This window comes from Rhodococcus sp. NPDC079359, from assembly GCF_040702585.1.
In the GTDB taxonomy this organism is placed as follows: domain Bacteria; phylum Actinomycetota; class Actinomycetes; order Mycobacteriales; family Mycobacteriaceae; genus Rhodococcoides.
The window spans coordinates 475,285-493,095 of the sequence record NZ_JBFBLH010000003.1 but is presented as its reverse complement, the minus strand read 5'-3'; the positions used below and the strand labels follow the sequence as shown (position 1 = coordinate 493,095).

Genomic DNA, 17,811 nt, shown 5'->3' with positions numbered 1-17,811 from the left:
GCCGGCAAGACCCGAGGCGCAGGTTCGTCCCTTGTTCAAGGAGAAGACACACAGTGGGTCGCTACATCACTCGCCGATTACTGCTGACGATTCCCGTCCTGATCGGCTCCTCGTTCTTGATCTTCGCGATGGTCTACGCGCTCCCGGGTGATCCCATCCGCGCCCTCGCCGGAGATCGCCCCCTCGCCCCGGGCGTCGTCGCCCAGTTGCGAGACGAGTTCAACCTCGACGACAACCTCTTCGTGCAGTACTTCAAGTACATCGGCGGCTTCTTCCAGGGCGATTTCGGTACCGACTTCTCCGGACGCCCCGTTCTCGACACCATCGAGCGGGCACTTCCGGTCACGGTCCGATTGACCATCGTGGCCGTCGTCATCGAGACCGTCATGGGTATCGCCGCAGGCGTGCTCGCCGCCCTCAAGCGCGGATCCTTCTTCGACAACCTGGTGCTCATCTCGACGACGCTGCTGGTGTCGGTGCCGGTGTTCGTTCTCGGCTTCATCGCCCAGTTCACCCTCGGTCTCAAGTTGGGGCTCTTCCCGATCTCCGGCATCAACGACGGCTGGTCGAGTTACCTGCTTCCCGGATTGGTGCTCGCATCGCTGTCGATGGCGTACGTGGCTCGTCTGACGCGCACCTCGGTGGCCGAGTCGATGGCCGCGGACTACATCCGCACCGCCAAATCCAAGGGAATCAGCAACCGGCGCATCATCGTTCGGCATGCGTTGCGCAACTCGCTCATTCCTGTTGTCACCTTCATCGGTGCCGACGTGGGTGGTCTGCTGGGCGGCGCCATCGTGACCGAAACGGTGTTCAACCTGCCCGGGCTCGGCCGCGCCATCTACGACGGTCTCGCCCGTCAGGAAGGTGCCGTCGTCGTCGGCATCGTGACGCTCTTCGTGTTCTTCTACATCTTCTTCAACCTCGTGGTGGACGTTCTCTACGCGGTTCTCGATCCAAGGATTCGCTATGAATAAAGAAGATTCGAGCGCAGCTCAGCACGCCGCGGACGAGGGCCAGCCCGGAAACGTCGTCACCGGCGAGGCCGTCGAGCTGGTCGGTCAGGCCAGCCTGTGGGGCAACGCGTGGAAGTACCTGCGCAAGAGCCCGTTCTTCATCATCGGCACGTTCCTGCTGTTGGTGCTGTTGGTCATGGCGGTGTTCCCGCAGCTGTTCGCCCGCGGCATCGATCCGCGAGTGTGCTCGCTGTCCGATTCCGGTCAAAAACCCAGTGCAGCACACTGGTTCGGCACCGACATCCAGGGCTGCGACTACTACGCCAACGTCATCTACGGTGCGCGGATCTCGCTGTCGATCGGTGTGCTCTCGGTGATCGGCGTACTGATCATCGGCGTCCTCATCGGTGCTCTCGCCGGCTACTTCGGCGGTGCGATCGACAGCATCCTGGCGCGCTTCACCGACGTGTTCTTCGGTATCCCGCTGCTGCTCGGTGCTCTGATCCTGCTCACCGTCACCGCCCAGCGCACCATCTTCACCGTCTCGCTGGCCCTGGTGGCCTTCGGTTGGATGACGGCGATGCGCCTGGTGCGATCGTCGGTGATATCCATCAAGAACAGTGAATACGTCCAGGCCGCACAGGCATTGGGAGCGTCGACCTACCGCATTCTGGTGCGACACATCCTTCCCAACGCGCTGGCCCCGGTGATCATCTACGCCACGATCTCGGTGGGTACGTTCATCGCGGCCGAGGCGACATTGACGTTCCTCGGAATCGGATTGCAAGCCCCCGAGATCTCCTGGGGCCTACAGATCAACCTCGGTCAAGCCAGGTTCCTCACGTCACCGCACCTGGTGCTGTTCCCGGCCGCGTTCCTCTCCGTCACAGTGCTGGCGTTCATCATGCTCGGCGACGCACTCCGTGACGCACTCGATCCGAAACGGAACTGACATGAGTATTCAGAAGGACACGGTTCTCAGCGTCACCGATCTGACGGTCGAGTTCGAGGTCGAGAAGGTCTGGCGCAAGGCGGTCGACACCGTCTCGTTCACGGTCGCCTCCGGTGAAGTTCTCGCCATCGTCGGTGAATCCGGATCCGGTAAGTCGACGACGGCGATGGCCGTCCCGGGTCTGCTGGCCGATAATTCGCGGGTGTCCGGCAGCATCAAGCTGGGCGAGAAAGAGCTGGTCGGGCTGCCCGAGAAGCAGCTCGCACCCATCCGCGGCAAGAACGTCGCGGTGATCTTCCAGGAGCCCATGACGGCGCTCAATCCGGTGTACTCGATCGGCTGGCAGATCACCGAGGCCATCCGCGCGCACACCTCGCTGTCGAAGAAGGAAGCGAAAGCGCGGGCCGTCGAGCTGCTGAAGCTCGTCGAGATGCCGGATCCGGAGACGCGGGTCAACTTCTACCCGCACCAGCTCTCCGGTGGTCAGCGTCAGCGCGCCATGATCGCCCAGGCGCTGTCCTCGGACCCGTCGCTGCTGATCGCGGACGAGCCGACCACGGCCCTGGACGTGACGGTGCAGGCCGAGATCCTCGACCTGATGCGTGATCTCCGGAACCGCATCGACGCGTCGATCGTCCTGATCACCCACGACATGGGTGTGGTGGCCGACATGGCCGACCGCATCGCGGTGATGAAGGACGGCGTCATCGTCGAAACAGACGCTGCGCAAACCATATTCAAGAACGCGTCGCATCCGTACACGCAGCAGTTGCTCGCCTCGGTTCCGCACCTGGGTAGCAGCATCGAGGCCGTGACCGCCGGGAAGATCGCCGAGCCCAGTGCCGTCGAGGAGACCCGGGCTCTGAGCATCGTCGACGGTGTCATCGAGTACCCGGGCCGCACCGTGTTCCGGGCCGTCGACGGGGTCAGCCTCGACATCGAGATGGGTGAGGTGGTCGGCCTCGTCGGCGAGTCCGGCTCGGGCAAGTCGACGATCGGCAAGGCCGTGGTGGGACTGAACAAGCTCACCGGCGGCTCGTTGTCGATCGCAGGCGTCGACATCACCAACCTGTCGAATCGTGAACTGCGGTCGGTGCGAAGCAAGGTCGGCATCGTGTTCCAGGATCCGGGTTCGTCGCTGAACCCGCGCTGGCCGATCGGACAGTCCATTGCCGAGCCGATGCTGTTGCACACCGAGCACAGTGCTGCAGACCGAAATCGAAAGGTCGAGGAACTGCTCGACCGGGTTCACCTGTCGCGGACCATGCGCAACCGCTACCCCCACCAGTTGTCCGGTGGGCAGCGTCAGCGCGTCGGTATCGCTCGGGCATTGGCGCTGGAGCCGACGCTGCTGGTGGCCGACGAACCGACGTCCGCACTCGACGTGTCGGTGCAGGCCAAGGTGCTCGAGCTGTTCAAGGAACTACAGCGTGAGTACGGCTTCGCGTGCCTGTTCATCAGCCACGACCTCGCTGTGGTGGAGGTACTGGCCAAGCGCATCGCGGTGCTGAACAAGGGCAAACTCGCCGAGTTCGGTACGACGGATCAGATTTTGCGTCGTCCGACCAACGAGTACACCAAGCGGTTGCTCGCGGCCGTCCCGGTGCCCGACCCGGCCGAACAGGCCAAGCGTCGCCAGGCCCGTGCCGAGCTGTTGGCGGCAGGGGCAAAGTAGGGGTGAGGGGAGGGGGTACCGTCGTCTGTCGTGACGGACCCCCTCGCCCCGCTGCTGGAATTGCCCGGAGTTGTCGACTCCGCCGAACGGGCGCGTGACGCTCTCGGCGCGGTGCATCGACACAAGGCCAACCGTCGTGGCTGGCCGGCCACCGCGGCCGAGGCCGCGGTCCGTGCGGCCCGCTCGTCCTCGTCACTCGAGGGCGGGTCGATGGATTTCCCCCGCGAGGGCGAAGAGGGCGACCCCGTGCTCGCGGGCGCGCTTCGAGTCGCGGCAGCCCTCGATGGCGACGCCCTGCAGAACACGCTCTCGACGTGGAAGCGCGCTCCGCTGCAGACCCTGGCTCGACTCCACTTGTTGGCAGCTGCCGATCTCGTCGACGACGCCTCCGCGCTCGGTCGTCCGCGCGGTGATTCGGGGGTCGGCGAGCGACTCGATCTGCTCGCTCAGCTCGTGACCGGTGGAACCTCTGCACCCGCTCCGGTGATCGCGGCGGTGGTGCACGGTGAGTTGTTGACGCTCAAAGCTTTCGGATCGGCCGACGGCATCGTTGCGCGGGCTGCATCGAGACTGGTGGCGGCGTCGTCGGGCTTCGACCCCCACAACCTCGGAGTGCCGGAAGTGAGCTGGATGCGTCGAGCAAATGCCTACCGGGACGGCGCGACCGGATTCGCCCAGGGCACCGCGACGGGCGTCGGGAGTTGGGTGATCCTGTGCTGTGGAGCCTTCGAAGCCGGTGCGGCAGAAGCGACTTCGATTGCCGAAGCCGCACAGTAGCGAGCACATAAAAGGGCCGCGAGCGGAGCCTGCAGTAGCGAGCACATTAAAAGGGCGGCGATGCCGACTTGCGTCGACTTCGCCGCCCGTTAGCACGGAGCGCCTGGTTACCAAGCGTGCTCAGGTGGGCTGTGATGGAAAACCACGTGGCCTCGGCGAGGGTTCGACGGTGATGAGGTCATCCCTGCAACCGGTGCAGGGTTCTTGCTGATCATCGACGAATCTCGCAGGCCCACAGCGCTTCTGCCATTAGGTGGCCGCTCCGCGTGGGTGCCTGGTGTCCGTGCTGGGAAGGGCGGTCGGGAGAGCGAATCTTCTCTTCCGATTCGATCTTGGCCTTCCGTTCTTCCGTACGTCATTTGTACCCCGTGACGCGCCTCACATCAAGGGGTTGAGCGTCATCTTTTTCTTCGGAGCAGTCCGTAGGTGATCGCGCCGGCCGCAAGAGCGCTGAAACCTGCTGCCGCACTTGCCGCTACGGTCTTACCGGACGGGGTCTGGATCCGTGATCGCAGCGAGACCGGGTTGGAGAAGGTGAGAATCGGCCAGCCGCGGGATGCGGCTTCCTTGCGCAGCGCTCGGTCGGGGTTGACGGCCGTGGGATGCCCGACGGCGCGCAGCATCGGCACGTCGGTGATCGAGTCCGAGTACGCGTAGCTCGACGCCAAGTCGTAATCGTGTTGCGCGGCCAGGGAGTTCATGGCGTCGACCTTGCCCTCGCCATAGCAGTAGAAGTCGACCTTGCCGATGTACTTGCCGTCCACGGTCACCATCGTGGTGGCCATGCTGTGATCGGCTCCGAGCAGTTCTGCGATGGGGTGCACGATCTCGTCGCCGGACGCCGACACGATCACCACGTCGTGGCCGCGGAGCTTGTGGTCTGCGATCAGGTCGGCGGCTTCGGCGAACACGAGGGGGTCGACGATGTCGTGCAGGGTTTCGGCGACGACTGCTCGTACCTGTTCGACGTCCCAGCCGGCGGTCATGCTCGCGATGTGTGCGCGCATGCGCTCCATCTGGTCGTGATCGGCTCCGGAGAGCAGGAACAGGAACTGGGCGTAACTGCTCTTGAGAACGGCGCGCCGGTTGATGAGTCCTTGGTCGAAGAACGGCCTGCTGAATGCCAACGTGCTGGACTTGGCGATGATCGTCTTGTCGAGGTCGAAGAATGCCGCCACGCGCGCTGCGCGTCGGCCGGCCGGGGCGTCGTCGGTGCTCGCGCTCTGGGTCACGTTTGTCACCATAGTGGCCGGTGGTGACCGGTGGATGTTGCGCGGTGCCACTGGCGGACTCGGTCCGAAACCGTCGAGAAAAAGCGACGGTTGAACTTGCAAACAAGGAAGTCCACGGGTGTAGTATTTGCTATGAGCCCGGTTCATTCCGGGCGGTGTTCAGCCCGACCCCCCGGGGCTGAACCAGACGACCCTCGCCTCCTCCCCCCCTGGCGAGGGTCGTCCTCTTTTCCGGGTCGGGTCAAAAACTGGTACAGCAGTACCGGTATTCATCCACAGGCCCCGATCTATCCACATTTCCCCAAGTCGCGCGCACCTCGAGCAGATTCTCACGCAGGCTTGGCGCATGGAAACGGACCCGCGACAGCGAATCGCGCACCCGACTGTGGCGATGTCGATAGAACTTCGCGGACTCCGCGAGGACGTCTATCGAATAGCCGCAGCCGCGGATTGTGTTGTGGAAGAGCAGAACTTACTGGTCGGTATCGGTTCGGCACGGTCGATGTGGGACCGACTCGGAACAATTTTGGTCGATTTCGAGTCTGCAGAGACGGCATTGGCGTCCGGATTTTCGCGACGCTCGGGCGTCATTCTGGTCACGGCCGCGCAACCGACACTCGACGACTGGCGCATCGCCACATCGCTCGGTGCCGAGCATGTGCTCTCCCTGCCGCAGGACGAAGACGCACTCGTGCGCATACTCGGCGAACCCGCGTCGGTGCCGTCGGGAGACGGTGGAGTGATCGCCGTGGTCGGCGCTCGCGGCGGCGCGGGCGCATCGACATTCGCCGCCGCACTCGGACTCCGCAGCAGCCGCTCGGACCGACGTGCCCTCCTCGTCGAGGGTGATCGGTACGGCAGCGGCCTCGACCTGTTACTCGGCTGGGAGAACGCTCCGGGTCTGCGGTGGTCCGGCCTGGTCGTCGAAGGCGGCCGAGTCTCCGGCGACGCTCTGCACGGGGCGCTGCCTTCCCGCGGCGGGTTGTCGGTGCTGGCGCTCGGCCGATCCGAGGACCGGGGTGTCGGACTCTCGGCCGTTGCAGTGGCGGCTGTGGTCGATGCAGGACGCGCAGCGGGAGATCTGGTGGTGTGCGACGCTCCGCGTCATCCGAGCGTCGTCTCCGACGCTCTGTACGCCGCGGCGGATCTCGTCGTGCTGGTACTTCCGGCCGAACTGCGGGCCGTGACGTCGGCCGAGGCGGTGGCAGCGCAGGTGATGGATCGAAACGCCAACGTCGGCCTGGTCGTTCGTGGGCCTGCGCCGGGTGGGCTGAGGGCAGACGACATCGCCGTCGCCCTCGGGCTTCCTCTGTTGACGTCGATGCGCGCCGAGCCCGCGTTGGCCGAGCGCCTCGAACGAGGAGGTCTGGTGCTGGGCCGACGTTCGCCGCTGGCCGCGGCAGCCGACGCTGTGCTCGATACGTTCGCGCACAAGCCCGGTGGTCAGCGGTGGGCGGCATGAGCGCCGTCGTCACCGCGGATCTGCTCGACCGCGTCCGTGATCGCTTGGCGGCATCGGCTGACGCTCCGGTTCCCGCGACCGTCGCCGCGGCCATTCGAGCGGAAGCAGGTGGAGTCATCGGCGACACCGATATGCTTGCGGCCCTTCGTGTTCTGCAGACCGAGCTGACCGGCGCGGGGCCGTTGGAGCCGCTGCTGACCGAGCCCGGAGTGACCGATGTGCTGGTCACCGCACCGGATCAGGTGTGGATCGATCGCGGTCGCGGACTCGAGCGCACCGGTATCCGCTTCGCCGACGAGGCTGCCGTACGTCGTTTGGCGCAGCGGCTCGCGTTGTCGGCCGGCCGCCGCTTGGACGACGCGCAGCCCTGGGTCGACGGTCGATTGCCGGGCGTCGGGCAGGGGGCGTTCGGAGTCCGCCTGCACGCGGTGCTGGCACCGGTGGCGAGCGGAGGAACGTGTGTCTCGCTTCGGGTGCTGCGACCGGCAACTCAAGGACTCGCCGTGCTCCGTGCATCGGGAGCCGTGACCGAAGACGGGTACGAGCTGCTGCGTCGAATCGTGCTCGGTCGCCTGGCATTTCTCGTTGTCGGCGGTACCGGCGCTGGAAAAACTACACTCTTGGCCGCCCTTCTCGGAGAGGTGGATCCGGCCGAGCGGATCGTCTGCGTCGAGGACGCCGCCGAGTTGGCCCCGGCACATCCGCACGTGGTCCGGCTGGTGGCCCGCGCGCCCAATGTCGAAGGCGTGGGTGAAGTATCGGTGCGGCAGCTGGTGCGTCAGGCTCTGCGAATGCGACCGGATCGGCTCGTGGTCGGGGAAGTGCGCGGGGCCGAGGTCATCGACTTGATGACGGCTCTCAATACCGGTCACGACGGCGGAGCAGGAACCATTCACGCGAATTCCCCGGCCGAGGTGCCGGCCCGACTCGAAGCCCTTGCGGCACTGGGCGGAATGGGCCGAGACGCGCTGCACAGCCAACTCGCCGCTGCGGTCCAAGTGGTGTTACACGTCCACCGCAGTTCCGACGGTACTCGACGGCTACGTGAGATCGGAGTGGTCGACGTCGATCGCGCCGGGCGAGTGCACATCGCGGCGGCCTGGTCGGTGACTGCCGACGCGACGCCGGGTGAAGGTCGGCTCCTCGAACTGCTCGACCGCCGTTGCGGTGACACCCGATGACGGCGGCGGTGATGGTCCTCGCCCTCGCGGTTGTCCTGTGGCCGAGCAGTTTCCGTCGGTTGCCTCGTGAAGAACGGGCGGCTTCCTCCGCGCCGCGATGGCTGGTGCCGGCCTGCTGCGTTCTGCTTGCGGCAGGGGCGGCGTGGTGGTTCGGCGGAATCTGGGCCGTGAGCGCAGCAGCGGTGGCGGGCGGTACCGGATGGCGTCGCTATCGTCGGCGACTCGGACGCGACCGGCGTGCCGACGAATTGAACTGGCTTGCAACCGGAGTCGAGTTGATCATCGGCGAGCTGCGCGTCGGATCCCATCCGGCCACGGCCAGCGCGGTCGCGGCGGACGAGTGCGGCGGCATCGCGTCGACGGCACTGCGCGGTGCGGCATCGCGGTCCCGACTGGGCGGCATGGCTGCCGACGGTATTGCCTCGTCCGATTCGTTGTTGGACGCCGAGCTCGGCCGGCTGGCCGCCGCGTGGAGAGTCGCAGACGAGCACGGGCTCGCGCTCGCCGAGCTGCTCGACGCCGTCCGCGAGGACATGCTGGGACGCAGACGGTTTCGCGAACGAACCGACGCATCGCTCGCCGGTGCCCGTGCCACCGCGCTGGTGCTGGCCGGGTTGCCGATTCTCGGAGTCGCGCTCGGTCAGCTGATGGGAGCCGATCCATTGCACATTCTGCTCGGCGGTGGGCTCGGCGGAATGCTGCTGCTCATCGGCACGGCGCTGGGCTGTGCCGGACTACTGTGGACCGATGCGATCACCGGCAAGGTGACGACGTGACGTGGGTGGCGATGCTGTGTCTGGCCACGGCATCGATCACGCTGCCCTCGGTCTCGGGTGGGTTGCACAGGCTGGCACCCGAGCGCCGGGCGGACACCGACACCGTCGATGTGCCGACACCCGACCCGCTCGCGGTGGCCACGACCTTCGATCTGCTCGCCGCCTGTCTGCGGTCAGGCTTGCCGATATCGACCGCCGCTGCGGCAGCGGCACATTCCGCTCCGACCTCGTTCGGTATCGCGCTCCGCAAGGCAGCCGATTTGCTCGAACTCGGTGCCGACGCCGCGACCGCGTGGGACGCCGTCGCGCAGGATCCCGAGACCGAGGCTCTGGCCAGGATGGCCCGCCGATCTGCCCGGGCCGGGTCGTCCATGGCGTCGGCGATGACGGAACTCGCTGCGACACAACGAACTCGCGCCGAGGACGCGTCGGCCGCTGCGGCCGAACGCGCGGGTGTGCTGATCAGCGGGCCGTTGGGGCTGTGCTTTCTGCCTGCCTTCATCTGCCTCGGCATCATCCCCGTGGTGATCGGACTGGCGGGCAACGTACTGGGCGGCGGTCTGCTGTGACCGCCGCGCCGACAATCTTCCGTTGCGGAACTACCGCAGCGGACAACAGGGAGGGGAATCGAGATGATCGAGAATGCACTGCAGGAGTTGAAGACTCGAATCGTTCTGTTCGGCGTGGAGGACGATGGCATGTCGACCGCGGAGTACGCGATCGGGACCATCGCGGCCGCGGCGTTCGGGGCGGTGCTGTACACGGTGGTGACCGGCGACAGCATCGTCACGGCGTTGACAGGGATCATCGATCGAGCGCTGAACACAGCCGTCTGAGCCTGGCCGATGACGACGGTGCCGTGACGGTGGAGGCGGCGTTCGCGATCGCATCCATCGTCGCGGTGATCGTGGTGTGCATCGGGGCGATCGTGTCGGTGACGATGCACATCGGCTGCGTCGATGCGGCCAGGGAGACAGCGCGGTTGGCGGCCAGAGGGGATACGGACCGGGCTGTGTCGGTGGGGGAGAGGGTTGCGCCGGAGGGGGCTCGCATCACGGTGACCGAGGACGGGGAGTTCTTCGTCGCGCGGGTGGAGGTGGCGAGTCCGCTGCCGGGGTTGACGTTGTCTGCTGAGGCGGTTGCTGCTGCGGAACCGGTTGCAGCGGAATGAAGTTCGCCTTCTGGAGGGCGCTGCGTGATGAGGAGGGTGGCGCGACGGTGTTGGCGGCGCTGGCGATGTCGGCGTTGATCGTTGTCGTGGTGATGGTGATGCACGTCGGCTCGGCGGTGGGTGCACGTCATCAGGCGCAGTCGGCGGCCGATCTCGCGGCGCTGGCCGGGGCCGGGGCCCTCGACCGCGGGATAGCAGATGCGTGCGAGACGGCGCGGGGGCTGTCGGTGCGAATGGGTACGGAGTTGCGGGAGTGCACGATCGACGAGTGGGACGTGATCGTGACGGTGGGGAAACCGGTGTTCCTCGGACGCTTCGGAATGTCCGACGCCACCGCCTCGGCGCGGGCGGGTCCGGGGTGAGGGTCGCCCCGCTTGCCCGCCCCGGTCCGCCTCGCCCGCTGACCGAATCCGCAAATGCGCGCGCGTTTGTCAGGTGCGCGGGGATTCGCCCCGTCTGGCCGGCGATTTCGCGAGCATTCAGCGAATGCGCGCGCGTTTGCCGTGAGCCTTTGCCGTGAACCCCGGCTTCGAACCCAAGCCACGGCTGGCTTACAGCGGTCAGCGTGGCGTGAAGGTGTGTGCCCCCGACTGCAGAGGGGCCAATCGAGTGAGTTGGGTGACGTGCTCCGGGGTCAGTTCCGCGAGTGAATTGACCTGCAGCAGTTGCATGGTGCGGACTATTTCTTCGCGCAGGATCTCGATCATGCGGTCGACGCCGGCTCGCCCTCCGGCCATCAGGCCGTACAGGTACGCGCGTCCGACGAGGGTGAACGACGCTCCCATCGCGATGGAGGCGACGATATCGGCACCGTGCATGATTCCCGTGTCGACGGCGACCTCGAAATCGGAGCCGACTTCGCTCACCACCTGAGGCAGCAGGTGGAAGGGAACGGGGGCCCGATCGAGCTGTCGGCCTCCGTGATTGGACAGGATGATTCCGTCGACTCCCAGCTCGGCGAGACGGACCGAATCCGCCACCGATTGAACACCTTTGACGACCAGCTTGCCGGGCCAGATCTCCCGGATGACGTCGAGATCCTCGAACGAGATCGATGGATCCATCGCTGAATTCAGCAGCTCTCCGACCGTGCCGCCAGTGGAGGACAGCGATGCGAACTCGAGCTTGGCCGTGGTGAGGAAGTCCCACCACCACCAGGGCCGCGGGATGGCGTTGGCGATCGTCGACGCGGTCAACTGCGGCGGGATGGAGAATCCGTTGCGCTTGTCTCGCAGTCGTGATCCGGCGACGGGCGTGTCGACCGTGAACAGGAGGGTGTCGAAGCCTGCCTTCGCGGCGCGTTCGACCAGCCCGAACGAGATGTCGCGATCTCGCATCACATAGAGCTGGAACCAGTTTCGTCCGTTCGGATTGGTGGCCTTGACGTCCTCGATAGACGTGGTGCCCAGGGTCGAGAGGCAGAACGGAATTCCAGCAGCTCCGGCCGCGGCAGAACCGGCGTATTCGCCCTCGGTCTGCATGAGTCGAGTGAATCCCGTCGGTGCAATGCCGAACGGGAGCGCGGACGGCCCGCCGAACACCGTCGTCGAGGTGTCGACGTGCGAGACGTCCCGCAGGATCGAGGGGTGGAATTCGACGTCGCGGAAGGCCTGTCGAGCCCGCGAGAGCGAGATCTCGGCGTCGGCGGCACCGTCGGTGTAGTCGAATGCGGCCCGTGGGGTGCGGCGTCGGGCGATGGTGCGGAGATCGTCGATGGTGAGTGCGGCGCTGAGGCGTCGTCGACGCAGATTCAGATCCGGTTTCTTGAACGAGAGGACCTCGCGCAGGTCGGTCGCTTTGGGCATCTGCCGGGTGATGGGCATGTCACGTTCTCGATTCTGTGGGCTGATTGCGGTGAGTGGTGGTGACGACGGGTCAGGGGAGCATCCAGGCCAGGACCGAACTCTGGAGTCCGACCAATAGGCAGATGGCAAGCAAAAGGCCGAGACTCCACCCGATGACCTTTCGGAATATCTCGGACTCGCGGCCGACCAAGCCCACCGCGGAAGCAGCGATGGCGAGATTCTGCGGGCTGATCATCTTTCCCACCACACCACCCGAGGTGTTGGCGGCGACCAGCAGGGTGGGGTCGATGCCGGCGTTGATCGCTGCAGTCTGCTGCAGCGTCGCGAACAACGCGTTCGCGCTGGTGTCCGAACCGGTGACCGCGGTTCCCAGCCACCCGAGAATCGGGGAGAGGTAGGCGAAGAATGCGCCGGTGCCGGCAATCCAGGTTCCGATGGTGATGGTCTGCCCCGACTGGTTCATCACGTAGGCGAGCGCCAGAACCGCGCCCACCGTGAGTGCGGAGAATCGGAGTTTGATCAGGGTGCTTCCGAACAGCCGGGCGGCGTCGGGAGCGCTGACGCGGTAGACGGCGGCGACGATGACACCGCAGATCAGGAGCAGTGTTCCCGGCGTGGACAGCCAGGTGAACTTGTAGATGGTGGTGGTGGCGGGGGAACCGGCGGCGGTGAGGATATTTCCGTCGAGACCGGGCCACGGTACGGCGATGTCGGTCGAGGCGAGGAACCTGGCCACCGGGGACCACAGTTTGGCCACGGAGAACACCGCGATGACCAGCAAATAGGGAAACAGTGCGAGCCACACTCGTTGGGTCGTCAGCGGCGCGGCCTCGATGGTGCGGGTGGCGATCGGTGCAGGCGTGATCGGGGCGCTGCCCGAGCCTCCCGAATCGAGGTCCGCATCCCGGGCGAGGAGGATGCGTTCGCGGGCCGCGTCGGATCCGGTCGGCTTCCAGAACCGCAGAACCACGACTGCTGCGGCGATACCCGCCAGCGAGGCGATGATGTCGGTCAATTCGACCGAGATCCAGGTTGCGCTGACCCACTGCGCGACGGCGAACACGACGCCGACGGCCAGGGCGACCGGCCACGTCTGGGCGACGCCGCGTCGACCATCGGTCAAGAACGCGATGAACAGCGGTACGAACAGGGCGATGAACGGGGTCTGGTGGCCCACGTACGCGCCGATCTCGTGGTAGTCGATGCCCGTCAAGTTTCCGGCGGTGAGGATCGGAATGCCGATGGCGCCGAAGGCGACCGGCGCGGTGTTGGCGAGCAATACGACGACGGCTGCGCGCATCGGAGCGAAGCCGATAGCCAGCAGCATGACACCGGTGATGGCGACGGGAGCACCGAATCCGGCGAGGGCTTCGAGTAGTCCGCCGAAGCCGAACGCGATGATGATGGCCTGGATGCGCGGATCGTCGGAGATGGCGTCGATGATGCGGCGCAGGTCGTCGAACCGTCCGCTCGTCACCGTCAACTCGTACAACCAGATCGCACAGATCACGATCCACACGATGGGAAACAACCCGAAGGCGAAGCCCTGTGTGGCCGACAGCCCGGCCAGGTTCACCGGCATGTCGTAGGCCAGAACCGCCACCGCCAATGCGACGACGAGCCCCGCCAAACCGGCGAAGCGGGCTTTCCATCGAAGAAGTCCCAGCGTGACGAAGACCGTCAACAGCGGCAGGCACGCGACCGCAGCGGACAATCCGATGCTGCCCGCGAGCGGTTCGAGATCGGGTGTGTACACGGCTACTCCATTCAAGACCTTCAAGGTGTGTGAGGTCTGACCACATGACGAATGATATGGATCACACTCGATGGGGTCAAGAGGCTCGAGGCACAGACCTTCTTCTGGTTGGATGATCGTTATGGCTGACGACGCTGGACGGGCGCAGAACGAACCGCTTCCGTGGAAGCCGGTCCGGCGCGCCCGCGCGCACGAACTGGTCATCGACGCGATCGAGGAGCGCATCATGGCGGGCGATCTCCGCGTCGGGGATCCGCTGCCGCCCGAGCGGGAGTTCGCAGCTCAGCTCGACGTCAGCCGGGCCGGGGTCCGTGAAGCGGTACGCGTCCTCGAAAGCAGTGGAATCCTCCGGTCGTCACCGGGTTCGGGTCCCGGAGCCGGCACCTTCGTTGCGGCACTGCCGCGGCCGGCGCTCACACGTCTCCTTCGCCTGCACGTCGCGCTGACCAACTTTCGGATCGACGACTTGATCAGCACGCGAGTTGCGCTCGAGCGGGCAAGTGTTCACCTTGCCGCGGTGGCCCCCGATCAGGACAAGCTTGCGCAGGCGAGGGCCGAAGTGGACATCATGGCAGCGCGGGGTGTCACCCGAGAGGTCTTCAACGACGCCGACACGAACTTTCACATCGCCTTGGCCGAGGCCTCGGGTAACGACTTCGTCGCGTCCCTCACCGCAGCAATCCGGGAGTCGATGCGTGCGCCGATCCTCGCCGCGCTGTTGGAGATCGAGGATTGGGACTCGTTGGCCGACAAGCTGAATGCCGAACACCGGCAGATTCTGGCGGCCGTCCAATCCGGTGACGCAGAGCTCGCAATGAAGTCGGCCGAAGAACACATCCGGTCGTCCGCTGCGGCCCTGTCCATTCGCAACAGCCCGGAACCGACGTAGCATCGGCTGTCGCAGATTCGGGTGCCCGTCGACCTACGGATAGATGACGAATTCCGCAGTGAGCCCGTGAGTTCGAGCCTTGTGCCGGACGCCGCGAATGCGCGCGCGTTTGTCAGATGCGCGCAATATAGCCCCGTTCAGCAGTCGATTTTGCACGCGTTCAGCGAATGCGCGCGCGTTTGCCGCCGAACTGGGGCGGCCGCTCACCCCTCCCGAGTGATGGCCGCCAAGACAGCCGTCAACACTCGAACAGCACCGTCTTTGTCCAGTGGATCGTTGCCGTTTCCGCATTTGGGTGATTGCACACAGGAGGGGCAACCTGTCTGGCATTCGCACGAGACGATGGCGTCTTTCGTGGCCGTGAGCCAATCGGCGATGGCCACGTGACCGCGGTCGGCGAAGCCTGCTCCGCCGTCGTATCCGTCGTAGACGAACACCGTAGGCAGGCCGGTGTCGGGGTGCAGAGCCGTCGACACTCCGCCGATGTCCCAGCGGTCGCACGTCGCCACCAGGGGCAGCAGCCCGATGGCGGCGTGTTCTGCGGCGTGCAGTGATCCGGGGAATCGTTCGTACGGAACTCCGCTGTGCTCGAGCAACTCCGGGGTGATGGTGTACATGACGGCTCTGGTGTCGAGTGTCTGTGCGGGCATGTCGAGTTCGATGGAATCGAGTACCTCGCCCGAGAGGAGGCGTCGCAGATATCCGACGACCTGATGGGTGACGTTGACCTGCACCAGTGCGACGCGTACCTCGCCGTAGTCGACGGATTCGTGCACCGCGGTGATCGAGATGTCGGTGATCTCGCGGGCCGAGGTGTTCCACTCGGGCTGCTCGGCGTGCACCAGTGCGAGACCGGCATCGAGATCGAGCTCGTCGACCACGAACGACTCACCCTGGTGAATGTGGACGGCACCCGGGTGGGCAGTGGCGGGAGCGCGGCCGCCGTCGACGGTGCCCAGCATGCGGCCGGATTCGCCGTCGACGATGGCCACCTGCACCCCGGTGCCGCCGCGAATGTTCACCGCACCGTGCGGCGACAGCTGCTGCCCCTCGGGAGTGATGAACCACCCGTGCGGACGCTTGCGCACATAGCCTTTCAGCTCGAGTTCCTCGAGCACCGATTCTGCGCTCAGCTCCTCGGCCTCGACGAGGGTGATCGGCAGTTCGACTGCAGCGCAGAGCAACTGCGGAGCCAGGATGTACGGGTTGGTGGGGTCGGTGACGGTGGCCTCGACGGGCTTGTCCAACAAAGCCGCCGGGTGATGCACCAGATATGTGTCGAGTGGATCGTCGCGCGCAACGAGCACCAACAGCGAGCCCTCCCCGCGTCGTCCGGCCCGGCCGCCCTGCTGCCAGAACGACGCGACGGTGCCGGGAAAGCCGGCGACGATCACCGCGTCCAGACCGGCGATGTCGACGCCCAGTTCGAGCGCGTTGGTGGTGGCGACGCCGAGCAACGTGCCGTCGGACAGGTCGGATTCGAGTTTGCGCCGATCCTCGGCCAAATACCCTGCGCGATAGGCGGCGACGCGTCGTATCAATTGCGGATCGACGTCGGCGAGAATTCTCTGGGTCCCCAGCGCGGTCACCTCGGCTCCGCGCCGGGACCGCACGAACGCTAGAGTTCGCGCGCCCTCCACCAGTAGGTCGGCCATGATGCGCGACGCTTCCGCACCTGCGGATTTCCTTACCGGAGCGCCGTTTTCGCCGGTGATCTCTTTGAGCAGCGGTGGTTCCCACAGTGCGACGGTGCGGGCTCCGTGCGGGGATCCGTCCTCGGTGACTTCCGCGCACGGCGCTCCGATGAGACGACTTGCGGCCCGCCCCGGCTCGGAGGTCGTCGCACTGGCGAGAACGAATACCGGCGATGCTCCGTAGCGTGCGCACAGGCGTCGCAACCGGCGGAGCACCAATGCAACATTGGATCCGAAAACACCACGGTAGTAATGGCATTCGTCCACCACCACGTAGCGGAGATTACGCAGAAGCCGCGACCACCGCTCGTGCGAGCCGAGAATGCCGAGGTGCAGCATGTCGGGATTGGTGAAGATCCATCGCGCGTTCGCACGGGCCCACTGGCGAATCTCGATCGGCGTATCGCCGTCGTACGCGCTGGGGAATACCTCGGCGAGTTCGTCTGATAACGAACGTAACTCGTCGGTGATCGAGATCGTGGTGCGCAGCTGATCGGCACCGAGGGCCTTGGTGGGGGCCAGATACAGCGCGGTCGCTCGGGCATCGGCGGACAGCGTCGTGAGGATGGGGAGTTGATACGCCAGCGACTTACCCGACGCGGTGCTGGTCGAGAGCACCACATGACTGCCTTCGGCAGCGAGTGTTGCCGCACGTGCCTGATGCGTCCAGGGTTGTGAGATCCCACGAGAGGTGATCACCTGCACCACTTCCGGGCCCACCCACGACGGCCAGGAGGCGAACTGCGAGGCGCGTGCCGGCAGTTCGGCGACGTGGGTCAACGGGCTCTCGCTCGCAGGCGATCCCGCCAATACTCGATCCAGCAACCGCTGCCCGTAGCTCCCGGCATCCGCACCGCCCAGCGGATTCTTCTCGCTCACGGGCCTCCATGCATTCGTTCGATCTACAAGCGCCGTCGGGCTATTCGCGACATCCCCATGCTAGCGGGAACCTGCTCAGCTCCTTCGCGCCCTGGTGGAAGCAGCAATTCGCTTGTCGGATGTTGTCCGTTTCTACAACACGGACAAAATGTTCGAAAACGGTCGACTTTCGACTGTTGCGAACGCGGAGTTCATGGTTCACTTGACGCGGTCGCAGCTTCTGTGTTCGTTCTACGCTCGCAGGATCTAATGTTGCGGGCGCGGTACTGGAAGAGCTCGTCCGTCAGGGGGAATCCTGAGGGGGATTCGTAGAAAGTGCAGCGGTCGGAACCGGCCCGATGGACCGAAAGTGCGCTCCATCGAATCCGGTGTTAGAAAGAGAAGGAAAAGCATGGCACAGGGAACTGTGAAGTGGTTCAACGCCGAAAAGGGCTTTGGATTCATCGCACCAGAAGACGGCTCCGCTGACGTCTTCGTTCATTACTCCGAGATCCAGGGCAGCGGCTTCCGCACCCTCGAGGAGAACCAGCGCGTCGAGTTCGAGGTCGGCCAGGGCACCAAGGGTCCTCAGGCCACGGGCGTTCGCGCAGTCTGATTCTCTTCTCT

17 protein-coding genes are annotated in these 17,811 nt (G+C 65.5%); 13 read left to right on the top strand and 4 right to left on the bottom strand.

What is annotated here, in order from left to right; genetic code table 11:
• The first annotated feature begins 53 nt into the window (after positions 1–53).
• From AB0362_RS10670 to AB0362_RS10655, 4 genes are read left to right on the top strand one after another with little or no spacing between them, the layout of a single operon-like run.
• Entirely contained in the window at positions 54–977 is a 924-nt protein-coding gene (locus AB0362_RS10670) for an ABC transporter permease (RefSeq protein ID WP_094612081.1), read from the top strand.
• Positions 970–1,908 carry an ABC transporter permease gene (locus AB0362_RS10665; RefSeq protein ID WP_094638621.1) on the top strand — a complete coding sequence of 313 codons (939 nt, stop codon included), beginning with the start codon at positions 970–972 and terminating at the stop codon, positions 1,906–1,908. Before AB0362_RS10670 ends, AB0362_RS10665 begins: the two co-directional genes overlap by 8 nt.
• Position 1,909: 1 nt before the next feature.
• Positions 1,910–3,583, top strand: a complete 1,674-nt coding sequence (locus tag AB0362_RS10660; RefSeq protein ID WP_094638622.1) for an ABC transporter ATP-binding protein — start codon at positions 1,910–1,912, stop codon at positions 3,581–3,583.
• Between the two features lie 30 nt (positions 3,584–3,613).
• Positions 3,614–4,360: an oxidoreductase gene (locus tag AB0362_RS10655; RefSeq protein WP_317549711.1), complete on the top strand. Its 747-nt coding sequence runs from the start codon at positions 3,614–3,616 to the stop codon at positions 4,358–4,360.
• 398 nt (positions 4,361–4,758) lie between these two features.
• Here AB0362_RS10655 and AB0362_RS10650 read toward each other — a convergent pair whose 3' ends face one another.
• The gene (locus tag AB0362_RS10650; protein ID WP_068054189.1) at positions 4,759–5,592 is read right to left on the bottom strand and encodes an HAD family phosphatase; all 834 of its coding nucleotides are present in this window, start codon (positions 5,590–5,592) and stop codon (positions 4,759–4,761) included.
• A gap of 346 nt (positions 5,593–5,938) precedes the next feature.
• Between AB0362_RS10650 and ssd the strand changes: the two genes are divergently transcribed.
• The 7 genes from ssd to AB0362_RS10615 all read left to right on the top strand — a co-directional run bounded on the left by ssd (position 5,939) and on the right by AB0362_RS10615 (position 10,544).
• Positions 5,939–7,054: a septum site-determining protein Ssd gene (ssd, locus tag AB0362_RS10645; RefSeq protein ID WP_366235564.1), complete on the top strand. Its 1,116-nt coding sequence runs from the start codon at positions 5,939–5,941 to the stop codon at positions 7,052–7,054.
• On the top strand, positions 7,051–8,235 hold the full coding sequence (locus AB0362_RS10640) for a TadA family conjugal transfer-associated ATPase (RefSeq protein WP_366235563.1): 1,185 nt from the start codon (positions 7,051–7,053) through the stop codon (positions 8,233–8,235). The genes ssd and AB0362_RS10640 overlap by 4 nt, the downstream gene beginning before the upstream one ends.
• Positions 8,232–9,011 (top strand): secretion protein F, encoded by a 780-nt coding sequence (locus AB0362_RS10635; protein ID WP_366235562.1) that lies wholly within the window; start codon positions 8,232–8,234, stop codon positions 9,009–9,011. Before AB0362_RS10640 ends, AB0362_RS10635 begins: the two co-directional genes overlap by 4 nt.
• Positions 9,008–9,580, top strand: coding sequence for a type II secretion system F family protein (locus AB0362_RS10630; RefSeq protein ID WP_366235561.1), 573 nt, complete (start codon positions 9,008–9,010; stop codon positions 9,578–9,580). Before AB0362_RS10635 ends, AB0362_RS10630 begins: the two co-directional genes overlap by 4 nt.
• Before the next feature lie 63 nt (positions 9,581–9,643).
• The gene (locus AB0362_RS10625; protein ID WP_068054150.1) at positions 9,644–9,847 is read left to right on the top strand and encodes a DUF4244 domain-containing protein; all 204 of its coding nucleotides are present in this window, start codon (positions 9,644–9,646) and stop codon (positions 9,845–9,847) included.
• A gap of 23 nt (positions 9,848–9,870) precedes the next feature.
• Complete coding sequence (locus tag AB0362_RS10620; protein ID WP_366235560.1) at positions 9,871–10,182, top strand: TadE family type IV pilus minor pilin; 312 nt, start codon at positions 9,871–9,873, stop codon at positions 10,180–10,182.
• Positions 10,179–10,544, top strand: a complete 366-nt coding sequence (locus AB0362_RS10615; protein ID WP_366235559.1) for an Rv3654c family TadE-like protein — start codon at positions 10,179–10,181, stop codon at positions 10,542–10,544. The genes AB0362_RS10620 and AB0362_RS10615 overlap by 4 nt, the downstream gene beginning before the upstream one ends.
• A 198-nt stretch (positions 10,545–10,742) precedes the next feature.
• Here AB0362_RS10615 and AB0362_RS10610 read toward each other — a convergent pair whose 3' ends face one another.
• Both AB0362_RS10610 and AB0362_RS10605 read right to left on the bottom strand, forming a co-directional pair.
• Positions 10,743–12,005: an alpha-hydroxy acid oxidase gene (locus AB0362_RS10610; protein WP_366235558.1), complete on the bottom strand. Its 1,263-nt coding sequence runs from the start codon at positions 12,003–12,005 to the stop codon at positions 10,743–10,745.
• Positions 12,006–12,057: 52 nt separating this feature from the next.
• The gene (locus AB0362_RS10605) at positions 12,058–13,743 is read right to left on the bottom strand and encodes an L-lactate permease (protein WP_366235557.1); all 1,686 of its coding nucleotides are present in this window, start codon (positions 13,741–13,743) and stop codon (positions 12,058–12,060) included.
• A gap of 121 nt (positions 13,744–13,864) precedes the next feature.
• On the opposite strand from AB0362_RS10605, the gene AB0362_RS10600 reads away from it, so the two are divergent.
• Positions 13,865–14,632 carry an FCD domain-containing protein gene (locus AB0362_RS10600; RefSeq protein WP_366235555.1) on the top strand — a complete coding sequence of 256 codons (768 nt, stop codon included), beginning with the start codon at positions 13,865–13,867 and terminating at the stop codon, positions 14,630–14,632.
• 203 nt (positions 14,633–14,835) lie between these two features.
• On the opposite strand, the gene AB0362_RS10595 is transcribed toward AB0362_RS10600, so the two are convergent.
• Positions 14,836–17,205, bottom strand: coding sequence for a DEAD/DEAH box helicase (locus tag AB0362_RS10595; protein WP_366235554.1), 2,370 nt, complete (start codon positions 17,203–17,205; stop codon positions 14,836–14,838).
• A gap of 391 nt (positions 17,206–17,596) precedes the next feature.
• On the opposite strand from AB0362_RS10595, the gene AB0362_RS10590 reads away from it, so the two are divergent.
• Entirely contained in the window at positions 17,597–17,800 is a 204-nt protein-coding gene (locus AB0362_RS10590; protein ID WP_005248460.1) for a cold-shock protein, read from the top strand.
• Positions 17,801–17,811 lie beyond the last annotated feature (11 nt).

What these genes read in the sequence shown, in the direction of transcription:
- AB0362_RS10665 (WP_094638621.1), top strand. Translation starts at nt 970, where the DNA reads ATGAATAAAGAAGATTCGAGCGCAGCTCAGCACGCCGCGGACGAGGGC.
- AB0362_RS10660 (WP_094638622.1), top strand. Translation starts at nt 1,910, where the DNA reads ATGAGTATTCAGAAGGACACGGTTCTCAGCGTCACCGATCTGACGGTC.
- ssd (WP_366235564.1), top strand. Translation starts at nt 5,939, where the DNA reads ATGGAAACGGACCCGCGACAGCGAATCGCGCACCCGACTGTGGCGATG.
- AB0362_RS10640 (WP_366235563.1), top strand. Translation starts at nt 7,051, where the DNA reads ATGAGCGCCGTCGTCACCGCGGATCTGCTCGACCGCGTCCGTGATCGC.
- AB0362_RS10635 (WP_366235562.1), top strand. Translation starts at nt 8,232, where the DNA reads ATGACGGCGGCGGTGATGGTCCTCGCCCTCGCGGTTGTCCTGTGGCCG.
- AB0362_RS10625 (WP_068054150.1), top strand. Translation starts at nt 9,644, where the DNA reads ATGATCGAGAATGCACTGCAGGAGTTGAAGACTCGAATCGTTCTGTTC.
- AB0362_RS10615 (WP_366235559.1), top strand. Translation starts at nt 10,179, where the DNA reads ATGAAGTTCGCCTTCTGGAGGGCGCTGCGTGATGAGGAGGGTGGCGCG.
- AB0362_RS10610 (WP_366235558.1), bottom strand. Translation starts at nt 12,005, where the DNA reads ATGCCCATCACCCGGCAGATGCCCAAAGCGACCGACCTGCGCGAGGTC.
- AB0362_RS10600 (WP_366235555.1), top strand. Translation starts at nt 13,865, where the DNA reads ATGGCTGACGACGCTGGACGGGCGCAGAACGAACCGCTTCCGTGGAAG.
- AB0362_RS10590 (WP_005248460.1), top strand. Translation starts at nt 17,597, where the DNA reads ATGGCACAGGGAACTGTGAAGTGGTTCAACGCCGAAAAGGGCTTTGGA.